Here is a 15,240-nt window from a genome sequence, read left to right as displayed (position 1 = left end):
TATTTTTATTATTTTTTGATTTTAATTTTGGCTGCAGCATAGTAACAAATGGCGGAAATTATCATAGCCGGGAAAGTTGCCCCAACAGTATTGACGATAAAGCTAAATTTGTTTAATCCTAAGTAACTTAGAACGCCAATAATCCAGGTAGTAACAGCTAGAAAATTAATACCTTTGGTATACCAGTAAGCACCTTGAGGTTTAGAAAATTCAGAAACCTGATAGTTTTTCTTTTTGATAAAGAAGTAATCAATTAGAAAAATAGCAATTTCTGGTCCCAAGAACATTCCAATACCATCGAGAAATGTTTCAAAAGTAGTCAAGAAACTGGCAATGTAAACTGGAATAAAAGTCATAACAGTAGCGATCAAGGTTACTATCCACAGAGCGGGAGTGAGTTTTAAACGATGGAAGATATTGGTTAAGGCCGAACCAGCTGCCATTAAATTGACGGCATTGGCAGTGGTACTAGTAATTACAATGACAAGCATTGCTAAAATACCAAGCCCTAATTTGGCGGCAATGGTACTAGGATCAGCATTGTTGGGATCGAATTTATTGATGGTGATAGCTGTGGCGATTGTGGCAATCAGACCAATAAAAGCGAACCAGAATAAACCAATATTAGCACCGAAGAAAGAAGCAGTAGTGGCAGCATGTTTGTCTTTAGTAAAACGACTGAAGTCAGCCGCAGCAGTGACCCAAGCTAAGTTGAAGGCGGCTAAGATATCGACAATTTTACCACTAGGTAATTGGAATTTAGTAGCAGGTTGCCACTTGACGATTTCGTGGAATGGGACAGTTTTTAAAACAACAACGGATTCCCAAGTTACTAAGATGATAACAAGAATTATCCCGATTCGTTCGATCCATTTAACAGATTTTTCCCCTAAAGAGATACTAATTAGATGTAAAATAGACATAACTACAATTCCTATGATGATACTGAATTGATTATGGAATGAAGAATTATCCCATCCTAAGATGTCTTTGAGAATAAAACTGATCGAGGTTGCAGCAATAAAAGTATTGATGGCTGCCCAACCAATAAATTGTACAACGTTGACAATTGATGGCAGGATAGATCCTTTGACTCCAAAAGAAGGTCTTGTTAAAGTCATTGCTGGTAAACCAGTTTTGTAACCCATGTATGACGCTAATCCTAAAAGAATATAGGAGATTGATCCGACAACGACAAGTAATGTTGAAGCTTTAATCAAACCGACAGCAGCGATAACGCCACCGATATACCAAGTTCCATTATTAGCATTAGCGCCAATCCAGGTGGCAAACATGTCCCATTTTGACATCGCCCGTTGATCAGGTGTTGTTGCTTGAATATGTTCTTTTTTATCCATTTTTACCCCCGTAATCATGAGCAGTAAAAAAGGACTACTCTCTTGAGCAGTCCTACTTCTAGTCTTACCGCTCTCTTGTCAGCCTCACTGGACTGCCCTTAAAAAGAATTTATATTGTTGCTAGTTTAATGTAGATACTTGGCAATGTCAACTTAGAAATTGTATACTATATCAAAAATTCAGAGGAGTGTATATCGATGTTATTACAACAAGTCAGAATCCAAAATCAGTCCGCTAAAGATATTAGAATTGAAGATGGAAAGTTTACCGAAATAGCTGATCATTTGTCACCTAAAGACGGTGAAGAAGTTATTGTTGGGCATGAAAAATTGTTGTTACCACCATTTGTCGATCCACACGTTCACTTGGATTCAACTTTAACAGCTGGACAACCAGAATGGAATGAAAACGGAACTTTGTTCGATGGAATTCGTATCTGGACTGAACGCAAGAAGGATTTGACTTATCAGGATGTCAAAAAAAGGGCAATATTAGCTTTAAAGATGCAAGCTAGCCATGGAATACAATTTGTACGTTCACATGTTGATGTAACCGATCCTAGCTTGAAGGCTCTTAAGGCTTTGATTGATGTTCGAGAGAGCGTTAAGGATTGGATGACTTTGCAATTAGTTGCCTTTCCACAAGAAGGGATCATGTCTTATCCACATGGTAAGGAATTGATGGAAAAGGCCGTTAAATTGGGCGTTGATGTTGTCGGAGCAATTCCTCATTATGAATTTAATCGAGAATATTCTGTCGAATCCTTACGATTTGCGTTTGATTTGGCTCAAAAAAATGACTTGTTGTTTGATGCACATACTGATGAAATCGATGATCCTAGTTCAAGAAGCTTGGAAACATTAGCTACCTTAGCATATGAAAGTGGTATGGGAGATCGAGTTACAGCGTCACACACAACTGCTATGGGCTCATATAATGATGCTTATATGTACAAGTTGATGCGCTTGTTGAAGATGTCTGATATGAACTTTATTTCTAACCCATTAGTTAATATGTATCTAGGTGGTCGTTTCGATACTTATCCTAAGCGTCGTGGATTAACACGTGTTAAGGAGCTAGATGAGAATGGTATCAATGTTGCCTTTGGTGAAGATGATATCAAGGACCCATGGTATCCAATGGGGAATGGTAATATGTTCGATGTTTTAGCTGAAGGATTGCATGCTACTCAAATGATGGGACATCAGCAGATTATGGATTCCTACAAATTTATTACAACCAATAGTGCTAAAGTTATGCATGTTCAAAATCAATACGGAATCGAAGTTGGGAAGCCAGCTAATTTCGTATTATTAGATGCTCATAACTTCTATGATGCTTTGAATAAACATGCAGCGGTATTGTTGTCAGTTCATAATGGTGAAGTTATTGGTAAGACTAAACCAGCTGAAACTGAATTATATATTTAGACTGAATAAGTATAGAATGGAGACAACCATAATTGGCTGTCTTTTTTGATAATAATTTAAAGGAAGAGCATATGATATTAGAAAGACAAAATGTCGTAAATTTAAAGAAATTACAATCACAATTAGGAGGTTTGGAAAAACGTCCTGAAATAGATGAACTTTCTAAAATGATCAAAATATTTCAACTTTATCAAGCTGGACAAAAAGAGATCAGTACAAAGCTAGAAAATTTGGATTCAGAGTTTCAAGTGAATTATGATTATAATCCCATTCACCATATGGAATCTAGAATGAAAGATATGCAAAGTCTTTTACAAAAAGCTGAGCGTAAGGGATATGCTTTGACTGCTGAAAGTATTCAGAAGAATATTTATGATATTGCCGGTATAAGGGTCATTACTAATTATTTAGATGATATTTATAAAGTTGAAAAATTATTAACGAACCAAACAGATGTAACTTTATTAGAACGTAAGGATTATATTAAACAGCCTAAGGAAAGTGGCTATCGTAGTTTGCATATAATTGTTAAAGTTCCTGTCTTTCAGTCCAAAGGTCCAATTGATGTACCAGTTGAAATTCAAATTAGAACCGTTGGTATGGATATGTGGGCTAGTTTGGAACATAAGTTAAGATATAAAACTAATGTTGATAGTAAGCTGGTTGATAAGTATGGCGATCAATTAAAGGGCTACGCTGATGAACTAGAGCAGATTGAAAGAGGCATGCAAGAGATTCATAAGGATTTAATTTAATAGAATATTCAAAAAAAACTATTTAGATTTAATAATTCCAGGTAATGGGATTATATTTCTAAATAGTTTTTTATTTAAACTGCTTGATTTAATTTCCAATCATCTTTGGTTAATTCGTATGCCATTACTTGGTGTTCTTCACCAGATTCTGGAACTGTAAAAGTATCGATTTGTCCTAAATCTTTCATACCCATTTTGTGCATTACTTTTCCAGAGCGAGGATTGAGGCTGGCATAGTGGGCCTCAATTTTGTCAAAATTCAATTCTTCAAAACCATAATTCATCATAGCAATTCCTACTTCGGCAACATAACCTTTGCCCCAGGCATCTTGAGCAAGAGCATATGTTAAAATCCCTACATTTTCTTCGGGATGAAATTCATAAAATCCAATTAGTTTATGATCAATTTTAGTTTCAATACCAAAAGTATAGATATTATTTAAAAAATGTTGTTCAAAGATTTCGGCAAATTTTTCAGTGTTAGTAATATCACGATATCTGGTATATCTAACAACTTCAGGGTCGAATAGAATACTTTGTAGTTCTTCGTAATCCGTTACTTGAATAGGACGGATAGTCAATCTCTCTGTTTTAACTTGGCGCATAACTCTTATCTCCTAATCCTCAATTAGAATATGAATAATAAACTATAAATTCATTACTGTAAAATGATTTGTTTCAAAAAAATATTTGACTTTAAAAATTAAAAAGATTAATATAGTTCGCATACGAACAAATGAGGTGAACGATATGTTTGATCCAAAAACAATGATTGTTTTTAATGTTAGAGATTTGTCATTACATATTTCACATTATATTCACCATGATCAAAAGAAAAAGGGTGGCAATCCTTTCGCTGATAGTCAGGCAACCGATCGTGTGTCACGTTTGCAAGGGATGACAGTAGGCTATTTATATAGCCATAAAGGTCAACAGATTATTCAAAAGGACATAGAAAAAGCTATGTTTATCAGTAAATCCACAGCTAGTGGCTTAGTTAGTCGCATGGTGAAAAATGGATTGATCTACACAACACCTTCGAGTGAGGATGCCCGGGTCAAGTGTTTGAATCTGACAAATTATGCCGTAGATATTATGCATGAAATAGACAAAAATGCTGCACGAACAGAGGAAAAATTACGCCAGGGAATCGATCCTAACGAATTGGAAATCTTTTTTAAAGTGCTTAAACAAATTAAAGAAAACACTAAATAGTATTTTCTTTGAAGATATAGTTCGTATACGAACTAGAGGAGGACTAAATGCTAAAATTATTTAAAAAGTTAAATAAAAAAGAATATGGCATGATTGGTATTAGTTTGATATTTATTATCGTACAAGTTTGGTTAGAACTTGAGATACCTAGTTACATGTCGACAATTACTCAAAGGCTTGAAGAAAAAGGTACTACCATAAGTCAAATTTTACAGCCCGGTATGATGATGATTCTCTTGTCAGTTTTGAGTGTTATAGCTTCAATCATCGTAGGGTACTTTGCAGCTCATGTAGCGGCAGGTTTTACAGCTAGACTAAGAAAAGATATCTTTGATCAAGTTATGGATTACTCAACTCATGATATTAAGAACTTTTCGGTTTCAAGTTTGTTAACTCGTTCAACTAATGATTTGACACAGTTGCAACAATTTATAGCTATGGGTCTACAAGTTATTATCAAAGCACCGATTACAGCAATCTGGGCTATTACTAAGATTGCTAATAAAGGCTGGCAATGGACTACTGCCACAGCTGTTGCGGTAGTAGTTTTAATTGTTATGTTAACTTTTATTCTTTTAATGGTACAACCACGATTTAAGAAAATTCAGAGTTTGACTGACCGTTTGAATTTGGTTACTAGAGAAAATCTTTCTGGTATCAGAGTAGTTCATGCATATAATGCAGAAGATTATCAAAATGCTAAGTTTAATAAAGCTAATAAGGATTTAACAGATACTAATTTATTTGCTAATCGTGTTCTAGCCTTAATGAATCCGGGAATGAGTTTCATTTCTAGTACATTGACCTTAGCCGTTTATGCAATTGGTGCCATTATTATTAACCAGGCAACTGTTGGAGCAACTCGGTTAACCTTATTTAGTGATATGATCGTATTTTCATCGTATGCTATGCAAGTTATTTTAGGATTCTTACTCTTGTCGATCATCTTTATTCTCCTACCTCGTGTAACTGTATCAGTAGGTAGAATTAATGAAGTCTTAGACGTAGACCCTTCAGTTAAACACTTGGATAAAACTGAAGGCCAGACAACTGAAAAAGGTGTTTTAGAATTTAAAGATGTTAGTTTCCGTTATCCTGGTGCTGAAGCTGATGCAATTCATAATTTAGATTTTAAAGCACAAACAGGTCAAACAATTGCTTTTATTGGTTCTACCGGTAGTGGTAAATCAACAGCAATGAATTTGATTCCTCGATTATACGATACAACTCAAGGTCAAGTGTTAGTCGATGGCATTGATGTTAAGGACTATTCTCAAAAAGACTTAAATAATAAAGTTGGTTATATTCCTCAAAAGGCAGTTCTTTTCAGTGGATCAATTCGTTCCAATCTTGATTTTGGTTCAACACCATCAGGTAAAAGAACCGATGATGATCTTTATGATGCTTTAGATGTAGCTCAATCAAGAGATTTTGTGGAACAAAAGGATAAGCAATTAGATGCTAAAGTGGCACAACATGGTGATAATTTCTCCGGTGGTCAAAAACAAAGATTAGCAATTGCTAGAGCGATTGCCAGAAAACCAGAGATTCTATTGTTTGATGATTCATTCTCAGCTTTAGATTATGAAACTGATAAAAAATTACGTGAACAATTAAAAGAGCAGGCTGCTCAAACTACTAAGGTTATCATTGCTCAAAGAATTAGTACTATTATGGATGCTGATTTGATAATAGTGTTAGATAACGGTCATGTAGCTGGTCAGGGTACTCATGAAGAGTTGTTGAAGAGTAATGAAGTCTATCAAGAAATTGCTTACTCACAATTATCAAAGGAGGAACTTGCTGAATGAAAATACTTAAAGGTATCAAGAAATATGGTTCAGAATATCTAATACCATTAATAATTGCTTTCATTTTTGCAATGGCAGGTAGTATTTTTACTATTATCGGACCTAGTAAATTAAGCAAGATCACTGATTTGATCAGTAAGGGATTGTTTGGTGCAATTGATTTAACTAAGGTTATGCAGATTGTTTGGATCTTGGCAATTATCTATGTTGCTGCGGCAGTTTTGTCTTATGGACAAGGCTTCATCATGGCAACAATTACTCAAAAATTTACTCAAAAATTACGTACGAAAATTACAGAAAAAATCAATAATTTACCATTACAATATTTTGATACTCATAACGAAGGTGACACGTTGAGTCGTGTTACTAATGACTTGGATACTGTCGGTCAATCATTGAATCAAAGTTTGGGAATATTAGTATCAGCGATTACTTTATTGATTGGTAGTATCGTTATGATGTTTACAACAAATGTGACATTAGGATTTACAGCAGTTTTATCGGTGTTGGTCGGATTTGTTTTAACGATTGTTTTAATGTCGAGATCACAAAAATACTTTTATAATCAACAGAATAAGTTAGCAGATGTTTCTGGCTACATTGAAGAAATTTATAGTGGTCATGATGTTGTTAATACTTATAATTACACTGATGAGGCTAAATCAACGTTTGATCAAATGAATAATGATTTGCAAGATAATGTATGGAAGTCACAGTTCTTATCAGGAATCATGCAGCCATTGATGAACTTTATCGGTAATTTTGGTTACGTAATGGTCAGTGTGATAGGTGCTATCTTAGTTTTAAATGGTCATATTACTATTGGTGTGATCGTGGCTTTCATGATTTATGTACGTTTATTTACACAACCTTTATCACAAATTACCCAGGCCTTCTCAAGTTTGCAATTAGCTCAGGCAGCTATGAAACGAGTATTTGATTTCTTAGCTGAAGATGAAGTTGTTGAAGATAAAAATAGTTATCAAACTATTTCTGGTACAAAAGGTAATGTTGAATTTGATAATATCGAATTTGGTTATTTGCTAGGTCAAAAGATCATCAAAGACTTTTCAGTTAAAGCTAAGGCAGGTCAGAAGATTGCTATTGTCGGACCTACTGGATCTGGTAAAACAACAACTGTTAATTTATTGATGAGATTCTATGATATGAATAGCGGTAAAATCAAAATTGACGGTGTCGATATAACTGATATGAAGCGCTCAGAAGTTAGAAACCAGTTTGATATGGTTTTACAAGAAGCTTGGTTATTCGATGATACAGTTAGAAATAATTTAGTCTATAATCAAAAGAACGTTTCCGATGAACAAATCAAAGATGCTACTAAAGCAGTAGGATTGGATCATTTCATTGAAACTTTGCCAAAGGGATACGATACAGTTTTGGATGATTCAGTTAGTTTATCTGTTGGCCAAAAACAACTTTTGACTATTGCTAGAGCTCTGATCAGAAATGCACCAATGCTGATTTTAGATGAAGCAACAAGTTCAGTTGATACTAGAACTGAGGAACAGATTCAAAAGGCCATGGATATTTTAATGAAGAATCGAACTTCATTCGTTATTGCCCATCGACTTTCAACTATTAAAAATGCTGATTTGATTTTGGTAGTTAAAGATGGTGAAATAATTGAACGTGGTACGCATGATGAATTAATGTCAGAGAATGGTTTTTATGCAAATATGTATAACAGTCAATTTACTAAGTAATATGAATTGTTTTGATAAAAAAGAGGAACGATATCTATTGAAAACTCGAGGTAAATATACTCGTGTGTGCTGATAGATATCGTTCCTTTTTTGATTAATCGCAAACAGACAAGCTGTATAAATTTAAATTTATTCAAAAATAATAATTCTTTATAAATAAGCCTTGCGGGTGGTCGTGAGTAGAATTTTTGATATTTTTCAATTTCTCAAAATATTGACAGATGTATAAACATATTATAAAATCACGGTGTCAAGTAGGCTTAATTTTTATCAAATATGAGGAGTACTATTAAATGAAGGAATGGCAAAAAGAAACTGTGTATCAAATATATCCACGCAGTTTTCAAGATTCAAATGGGGATGGTATTGGTGATATCAACGGTATCATTTCTCGTTTAGATTACTTAAAAAAATTGGGAATCGGTTTGATTTGGTTGACACCAATGTATCGTTCACCAGGAAATGATAACGGTTATGACATTGCCGATTATTATCAGATCGACCCAGTTTTTGGAACGATGGATGAGTTTGAAAACCTTTTGCATGAAGCACATAAACGAGGAATCAAAATTATTATGGATATGGTTTTAAACCATACCTCCAATGAAAACCAATGGTTTCAAGAAGCTTTAAAATCTAAAGATAATCCATATCATGATTTTTATATTTGGCGAGATCCAGTTGATGGACACGAACCTAATAATTGGGTTTCAAAGTTTAGTGGTAGTGCTTGGAAATATGTTCCAGAATTAGATCAATATTACTTACACTTATATGATGTAACAATGCCAGATTTGAATTGGCGTAATGAAAAATTACGTAATAAGATCTTTGAAATGTTGAAGTACTGGGCTGCTAAAGGAATCGATGGATTCCGTTTAGACGTAATCAATAATATTTCTAAAGATAAAGATCTTCCTAATGATACTTTTGAAACACCTTTGGATGATGGTAGAAACTTCTATACTAATGGCCCCCATGTTCATGAGTATATTCATGAAATGTATGAAAAGGTTTTTGGCCCAAATAAATTTATTACTGTGGGTGAGTTGTCTTCAACACCAGTATCTGAGGCTGTTAAATACACTAATCCTAAACGACAAGAGCTATCAATGGCTTTCACATTTCATCATGTGAAGGTTGATTATACTGGTGGAAATAAATGGACACTAGGGCATTACAAACTAACGGATCTGACTAAGATCTTGAGTGATTGGCAAGTTAAAATGAATCGGCAAGGTGGTTGGAATGCATTATTCTGGAATAATCATGATCAGCCAAGAGCCATCTCAAGATTCACTGATGATAGTAAATATCGTGATCAATCAGCTAAACTTTTAGCCATGGTAGAATTCGGTTTGCAAGGAACACCCTATATTTATCAAGGTGATGAAATTGCAATGAAAAATGCCTATTTTACTGATATTGACCAGTATCAAGATCATGAATCTATCAATGCCTATGAAGAAATGCTGGATAATGGCGTTAAAAAAGATACTGCAATTAAGATCTTGCAACAAAAATCGCGTGAAAATTCACGTTTGCCAATGCAGTGGAATTCTAATAAGTATTATGGCTTTACTACAGGACAACCGTGGTTGAAGCCATTGCACCATGATGATTATTCAGTAGAAAAAGTTCTAAAAATGAAAAACAATGTCTTTAATTTCTATCGTGCCTTAATTTTTTTGCGTAAAAACAAGACTTTATTGACAGATGGCGAATATAAATTGTTAGATTCTAAAGATAATAGCGTTTATAGCTATGAAAGATTTAATGATAAGGGTAAAATTTTAGTAATGGCCAATTTTACTGATGAAAATCAAGAAAGAAAGATAGCAAATGGTTTCAACCTGTTGCTGGGCAATTATGAGGGGATAAAAGAAAGCAACGGTACAGTAACTTTGCGTCCATACGAATCTGTAATGTTAGAAAATAAATAAACACCCAACAGGGTGTTTTTTACCGCTTTCAAATAGAGAGATATTAAATTACGTTACTGATTGAGGAGAAAAAATGCCAAAAAATTTATATTCAGATATATATCATATTTTAAAGGGTGAAATTGACAGTAATGTTTACCCACCTAAAACGATCTTGCCTGGTGAAGAAGATTTATCAGAAAGATTTAGCGTTACCAGAAATACTATTCGTCGAGCTTTGAAAAAACTTCAATCTGATGGTTTAGTATACACAGTTAAAGGCCGTGGAGTAGTTGTTTTGGAACCAATTGTTGACAATCGAGTTATTTTTTCGGCTGCCAATCATTTTGGATTTCAAGATTTGATGAGTTTTCCACAAAACAAATTCATCAAGAAATTAACAACTAAGGTTTTAGAATTTAAAGAAGTTGAAATTGATGATAAATTATCAAAACATACTTCATTTACAGTTGGCGATATGGCTTATTATGTTGAACGATTGAGAATGGTCAATGGTAAGGCTATGGCACTGGATACCAGTTATTTTAGAAAAGAGAGCATTCCTGACTTGTCTTTAGTTAATGCACAAGGATCAATCTATCAATATATCAGAGATGAACAATTGTTTAAGATTGCAGCTGCTCGTTCAGTAGCATCAGTTGAAACGGTGACTGATAAAGAATCAAAATTATTAGATTTAAATGAAGCAAATTGTGTCGGTGCTTTGAAGAAGTACGTTTATACAGATTTGGGGAATTTGTTTGAATGTACTGAAACTAAGTATGTACCTAATCACTTTTCATTGGTTGGATTTGAATCTTATTAAAGTAAACCAAAAGAGAGCGGGACAAAACACGTTTAGTTTCCGAGCATTAATGTAAATAAGGGTGGTAACTCGATTTTGAGTTACCACCCTTATTTTGATTAAGCGGAAGAAGCTGTGTTCTTGTTCCGCGTTTATGCTGCATGTTGGGGAAAAACTAGTTATGTCCCAATTTCTTGATAGGAAAATTAGGTTCTATTTTAAGATATTGATTTCAATCTTAAAACTTAATTATTTGATTAAAAATGAAATTATCAGGAATAAAGTGTGACTCAGTATATTCAAATTGCTTACCATCATCATTAAAAGCAAAGCTGATCATATTTCCCACACAATTGTTGATGCCGAGATTTAAGTGTTCATAGTCAATTTGATCAGCGTGTTCAATTCTCAATTGGCGTTTGACCACAGCAATTTTCATATCCAGATTTTTCTTAATATAGGTATAAATAGAATCTTTTGCGATTTCGGGATTAATATCAGGAACTAATTGAGCGTTGAAGTAGTTAATATCTAAAACGGCATTCTTATTATTGATGCGACGAACACGCTTGATAGCATAAAGCGGAATTCCAATAGCAAACGACGTTTTGTGACTAAGGTCTTCGTCGACAATAACTTGTTGAAAGTCAGCAATAATTGTTGTTCGGCTAATATCTTCAGCATCATTCAAAGTTTGAAGACTGTTGATCTCCTTTAAACTTAGGTTAATTTCTTGAGTTTGAGGTGTTTGTTCAAGTACGACAACACCCTTTCCCTTCACGCTGTAAACCAAACCCTCATCAGACAGCTGTTTGATGGCTTTTCTGATAGCATAACGACTAACGTGAAACTCATCGATCAGTGATTCCTCTGTGGGCAAACGCATCTTAATGTTATATTTTCCGTTAACTACTCGTTGCTTAAGTTCTTGATAAATACTTTTGTTAGTAGTTTCAGCCATTTGTAACGCTCCAATACTATTGATCAATATGTGTATACCATTTAATGATATGTGTATACTATTTAATAATATATTATATTGAAAATAATTTAAACATAATTGTTAAAAAATATTAATATATTCAATAATTGAATATTCCACAAGTAAGTGAAATTTGATGATAATGGAATATTTAAATCATTCTTTTTCTGATAAGCTGTTCTTTAATGTATTCGGATACTTTTTGACCACCATTAGAAGAAAAGTGAACGTGATCACCCGAATCGAATTCTTTTTTGAGCCGACCATTTTCGCCAACTAAATTTGCTAAGTCGATGATGTGTGGCATTTTCATAAGTTCTTGATTAACTTCTAGACGGATTGTTTCCTTTTGATCGTTGAATCCCTGAACGTTTCCGTTAATATTGCCTAAAGCAGGAGTAATTGTCATAGGCACAAAAGTTATATTGAACTGTTTGCATTTTTGTTTGAGAAGATGAATAGCTTTAATGATTGCTGAAGCAGTAGGTAACTCATTTTCTGGCGCACCAGTGCCTGGATGTAATAAATCATTGACGCCTTCCATAAAAATTACTAGATTAGGACGATAATCAATCAACATGTGATCAAATCTGGTTAAACCGGCTTCTCCAAAACTAGTCGACCACTGAGAGGTACTGTGTCCAGGATGTAGAAGACGATTACCGGAAATACCATAATTTGCCGTCATAATATGAAATTTTATTTCTAATTCTAAAGCTAAAGGAGCTGAGAAATTGCCTTGATTAGTTAACGAATCTCCGAAAAAGGCAATTCGTTTTTGAACTTTTTGAGTTTGAACTTGAATTCCTGAGACTCCGAAAAAATATTTGGAAACTCCAGCGGTTTGGTCTTTAGTTTTTACGAGATCATTAGAAATGGTTAAGCCAGCGGAATGGATAGTTTTATTTGGGGATATGATATCGATCGAAAGAAAATTATTAGCTGGTAGATCAACATCGATCCAATCACTATATTCCACTAAATGAGGTTCAATACTAAATTGCTTTTTGCCATCTAGAGTGACGGAATATTTAGTTTTAGAGTCAGAATAGATAACGATAGACGTTATTTGAAGTGGTAATTCGTCGTATAGGTTATTCAATTCTAAACAAATTTTTTTAGTGGATAGGGGCTGCATGATTTCTAAATGCTGTTTCCCGGATTCATTGATATTTTCAAGATTAGCGTAATTGGTAAAATTATGTTTCCAAGTGGTAGTTACGATCATCATTAACCCTTCTTCTTTAGCAAGTCACTTACTAGTTTTATGATAATATGTTTGAATACTATTCAAGCTTGCATAGATTAAAACTTTAGATTTATTTGCAAAAAAATACTCATAAAACTCATTTCAAAGTTTTGTGAGTATTTCCATTATTTCGTTGCAGTAGTAACAGTTGGTTTAGCTGTCAAAGTCCAAGTGATAACAGCGTTCATATTTTTAGCTGATTTCTCAGTATTATTTCCAGATCCGGGAATATTTAAGCTAGCTGAATCAGGAGTATTAAAATTAGCACTAATAATTCCAGCATTATAAGAACCAGCTTCTAGGTTCATGACGTTTGCTGTATTGCCTTTTTCACTGTCAATTGAAGCGGTTTCAGTCGTTAAATCATTAGAAGTAGTCGAAACATTATTTTTGTCACCATCAAGTAATGGAATAGCACTTAAATGTAGGATAGCATTCAAATCAGCTGTTGAATCGGAATCAATAGTTTTAAGTGGTCCCATTGAGGCTGACAAGGTAAAACCAGGCATTTTATCAGAAGTGTTACGTGAATCAATTACTTCTAACAATCCACTGTCATTACCATCTTTACCAGCAGTAATAGGCTTTGTATTATCATCACTGTTGTAACCAGTAGTATCAACGGTATTATTTTTTAACTTAGCAGTAGTTCCCTGCATCATTGAACCAAAGTTGAAGTTAGGAACAGCTTCCAAAGTTAGAATTCCAGAAAGAACAGTAACACTAACATCAGATGTAGCTGTATCGGCGGTTGTTGTTGTATCAGCAGCTGTACTTGTTGGTGTTGCTACATCGCTGGAACTTAAGGCACTGTATGTAGGGGATAACGATGCGGATGTAGCTTCTCTGGTATTTACTTGAATTGCTTTAGCGGCGGTAGCTGCTTTAGCTGTAGTTAAGGGAGTGATGGACAAGCTAAGGCTAGTTAAAACTAATAAGCAAACGATATTTTTTAACAATTTCATTAGTTGTCCCCCTAACTGATTTATTTGCAGACTTATTTACGGACCTGCTCCATGCTTAAAGTTTAGCAAAATTAGTCAGACAGTTTGTATCGTAATTTATAAATGTTTTTTATCTAAACTGGAATAAGATTTTTTGAGGTTTTTAAATAAACACTTTGGCTGATATTTGGAAAAGACGATAATGGATCAAAATATCAAATACTTAAATTTAGATATCTGATATATAGAATAAAGCTGAATTTTTGGAAGTTGGTTGAAGAAAAGATTTCTAGTGTTAAAAAGATCAGTTGGTAATAATTAGTATAAAAATAGATTCCCGTTAGGGAATCTATTTTTTTTACATGTTTAAAACAATATAAGTATCTAAATACAAAGACTGTTATTTTCCTTATTGAAATTAAATAATTTTTGAAAGATGTAAGCGCCTTATCTTACAGAATTGTCACATGATACTAACACTTTAGTAATTATGATAATCAATTATTTACTTTTAATTTCTGGAGTTCAATAATAAAGCTCGTTAATAGATAAACGATTGCTCTAAAAGTGTCGTTGTTGGACCAACACTTTAATAAGTGACAGTTACAATGCGTATATTTTGAAAAATGATGAATAATTTCTTATAATCTATTTGTTTAAACAAATAGCTCTGAACCCCGCATAAACATTGAATTTAATCAAAAAGGACAAGTTTTTTTTACAAAATAGGCTGATTAGTACAACCACTTTTTTTATTATAATGTTTATACAGGCGATATAGAAATAACAATATTTTATTATTTTGCTTTATTTTTTGGTTTGACACCATTTATTTTGAATGGTTATATAGTTTCCGCAAAAGCAAACTCTTTCAGTGAGGTGTTGGTTATGAAAAATAGTTTCCTTAACTTTTTTAAAAAGCCAGTTACGATTTTTATTCTTAAAACTGTTATATTTTTTACTATTTTCTTAGTGCTCTTATATATATATGGATATAACGGTGTCGGCAGTGCCAAATTTATTTATAACGAATTCTAGCAGG

The 15,240-nt window shown here is 33.6% G+C and carries 13 protein-coding genes; 8 read left to right on the top strand and 5 right to left on the bottom strand.

Annotation, left to right across the window (positions count from 1 at the left end; all coding sequences use genetic code 11):
- Window positions 1–8: 8 nt before the first annotated feature.
- Complete coding sequence (locus tag LAB100_RS05070) at window positions 9–1,358, bottom strand: cytosine permease (RefSeq protein WP_119325626.1); 1,350 nt, start codon at window positions 1,356–1,358, stop codon at window positions 9–11.
- A 197-nt stretch (window positions 1,359–1,555) separates the two neighbouring features.
- Between LAB100_RS05070 and codA the strand changes: the two genes are divergently transcribed.
- On the top strand, window positions 1,556–2,788 hold the full coding sequence (gene codA / locus LAB100_RS05065; RefSeq protein ID WP_119325627.1) for a cytosine deaminase: 1,233 nt from the start codon (window positions 1,556–1,558) through the stop codon (window positions 2,786–2,788).
- 71 nt (window positions 2,789–2,859) lie between these two features.
- Window positions 2,860–3,543 carry a GTP pyrophosphokinase gene (locus tag LAB100_RS05060; RefSeq protein ID WP_119325909.1) on the top strand — a complete coding sequence of 228 codons (684 nt, stop codon included), beginning with the start codon at window positions 2,860–2,862 and terminating at the stop codon, window positions 3,541–3,543.
- A 74-nt stretch (window positions 3,544–3,617) separates the two neighbouring features.
- On the opposite strand, the gene LAB100_RS05055 is transcribed toward LAB100_RS05060, so the two are convergent.
- Complete coding sequence (locus tag LAB100_RS05055) at window positions 3,618–4,148, bottom strand: GNAT family N-acetyltransferase (RefSeq protein WP_119325628.1); 531 nt, start codon at window positions 4,146–4,148, stop codon at window positions 3,618–3,620.
- Window positions 4,149–4,293: 145 nt separating this feature from the next.
- Here LAB100_RS05055 and LAB100_RS05050 point away from each other — a divergent pair, with 145 nt between their 5' ends.
- The 5 genes from LAB100_RS05050 (at window position 4,294) to LAB100_RS05030 (ending at window position 11,044) form a co-directional block, all read left to right on the top strand.
- The gene (locus LAB100_RS05050) at window positions 4,294–4,758 is read left to right on the top strand and encodes a MarR family winged helix-turn-helix transcriptional regulator (RefSeq protein ID WP_119325629.1); all 465 of its coding nucleotides are present in this window, start codon (window positions 4,294–4,296) and stop codon (window positions 4,756–4,758) included.
- Window positions 4,759–4,805: 47 nt separating this feature from the next.
- Window positions 4,806–6,569 carry an ABC transporter ATP-binding protein gene (locus tag LAB100_RS05045; RefSeq protein ID WP_119325630.1) on the top strand — a complete coding sequence of 588 codons (1,764 nt, stop codon included), beginning with the start codon at window positions 4,806–4,808 and terminating at the stop codon, window positions 6,567–6,569.
- The gene (locus LAB100_RS05040; RefSeq protein ID WP_119325631.1) at window positions 6,566–8,296 is read left to right on the top strand and encodes an ABC transporter ATP-binding protein; all 1,731 of its coding nucleotides are present in this window, start codon (window positions 6,566–6,568) and stop codon (window positions 8,294–8,296) included. The genes LAB100_RS05045 and LAB100_RS05040 overlap by 4 nt, the downstream gene beginning before the upstream one ends.
- Window positions 8,297–8,589: 293 nt before the next feature.
- Complete coding sequence (locus tag LAB100_RS05035; protein WP_119325632.1) at window positions 8,590–10,239, top strand: alpha,alpha-phosphotrehalase; 1,650 nt, start codon at window positions 8,590–8,592, stop codon at window positions 10,237–10,239.
- A gap of 73 nt (window positions 10,240–10,312) precedes the next feature.
- Window positions 10,313–11,044 (top strand): GntR family transcriptional regulator, encoded by a 732-nt coding sequence (locus LAB100_RS05030; RefSeq protein WP_119325633.1) that lies wholly within the window; start codon window positions 10,313–10,315, stop codon window positions 11,042–11,044.
- A 217-nt stretch (window positions 11,045–11,261) separates the two neighbouring features.
- Here LAB100_RS05030 and LAB100_RS05025 read toward each other — a convergent pair whose 3' ends face one another.
- From LAB100_RS05025 to LAB100_RS05015, 3 genes are all read right to left on the bottom strand, one after another.
- Window positions 11,262–11,984 carry a GntR family transcriptional regulator gene (locus LAB100_RS05025; RefSeq protein ID WP_119325634.1) on the bottom strand — a complete coding sequence of 241 codons (723 nt, stop codon included), beginning with the start codon at window positions 11,982–11,984 and terminating at the stop codon, window positions 11,262–11,264.
- Window positions 11,985–12,156: 172 nt separating this feature from the next.
- Window positions 12,157–13,236 (bottom strand): GDSL-type esterase/lipase family protein, encoded by a 1,080-nt coding sequence (locus tag LAB100_RS05020; RefSeq protein WP_119325635.1) that lies wholly within the window; start codon window positions 13,234–13,236, stop codon window positions 12,157–12,159.
- A gap of 143 nt (window positions 13,237–13,379) precedes the next feature.
- Window positions 13,380–14,219: a WxL domain-containing protein gene (locus LAB100_RS05015; RefSeq protein ID WP_119325636.1), complete on the bottom strand. Its 840-nt coding sequence runs from the start codon at window positions 14,217–14,219 to the stop codon at window positions 13,380–13,382.
- Between the two features lie 867 nt (window positions 14,220–15,086).
- On the opposite strand from LAB100_RS05015, the gene LAB100_RS05010 reads away from it, so the two are divergent.
- A complete protein-coding gene (locus tag LAB100_RS05010) occupies window positions 15,087–15,236 on the top strand; it encodes a teichoic acid D-Ala incorporation-associated protein DltX (RefSeq protein WP_119325637.1) in 150 nt (49 codons plus the stop codon).
- The last annotated feature ends 4 nt before the right edge of the window (window positions 15,237–15,240 follow it).

Source organism: Companilactobacillus musae (assembly GCF_003967595.1).
Classification (GTDB): domain Bacteria; phylum Bacillota; class Bacilli; order Lactobacillales; family Lactobacillaceae; genus Companilactobacillus; species Companilactobacillus musae.
The sequence above is the reverse complement of the archived record's forward strand: the minus strand, read 5'-3'. Positions and strand labels throughout refer to the sequence as shown.

Bases quoted from the DNA above. Each gene is read 5' to 3' on its own strand.
- codA (WP_119325627.1), top strand. From the start codon at position 1,556: ATGTTATTACAACAAGTCAGAATCCAAAATCAGTCCGCTAAAGATATT.
- LAB100_RS05040 (WP_119325631.1), top strand. From the start codon at position 6,566: ATGAAAATACTTAAAGGTATCAAGAAATATGGTTCAGAATATCTAATA.
- LAB100_RS05045 (WP_119325630.1), top strand. From the start codon at position 4,806: ATGCTAAAATTATTTAAAAAGTTAAATAAAAAAGAATATGGCATGATT.
- LAB100_RS05060 (WP_119325909.1), top strand. From the start codon at position 2,860: ATGATATTAGAAAGACAAAATGTCGTAAATTTAAAGAAATTACAATCA.
- LAB100_RS05015 (WP_119325636.1), bottom strand. From the start codon at position 14,219: ATGAAATTGTTAAAAAATATCGTTTGCTTATTAGTTTTAACTAGCCTT.
- LAB100_RS05025 (WP_119325634.1), bottom strand. From the start codon at position 11,984: ATGGCTGAAACTACTAACAAAAGTATTTATCAAGAACTTAAGCAACGA.
- LAB100_RS05070 (WP_119325626.1), bottom strand. From the start codon at position 1,358: ATGGATAAAAAAGAACATATTCAAGCAACAACACCTGATCAACGGGCG.
- LAB100_RS05050 (WP_119325629.1), top strand. From the start codon at position 4,294: ATGTTTGATCCAAAAACAATGATTGTTTTTAATGTTAGAGATTTGTCA.
- LAB100_RS05020 (WP_119325635.1), bottom strand. From the start codon at position 13,236: ATGATGATCGTAACTACCACTTGGAAACATAATTTTACCAATTACGCT.
- LAB100_RS05035 (WP_119325632.1), top strand. From the start codon at position 8,590: ATGAAGGAATGGCAAAAAGAAACTGTGTATCAAATATATCCACGCAGT.
- LAB100_RS05055 (WP_119325628.1), bottom strand. From the start codon at position 4,148: ATGCGCCAAGTTAAAACAGAGAGATTGACTATCCGTCCTATTCAAGTA.
- LAB100_RS05010 (WP_119325637.1), top strand. From the start codon at position 15,087: ATGAAAAATAGTTTCCTTAACTTTTTTAAAAAGCCAGTTACGATTTTT.
- LAB100_RS05030 (WP_119325633.1), top strand. From the start codon at position 10,313: ATGCCAAAAAATTTATATTCAGATATATATCATATTTTAAAGGGTGAA.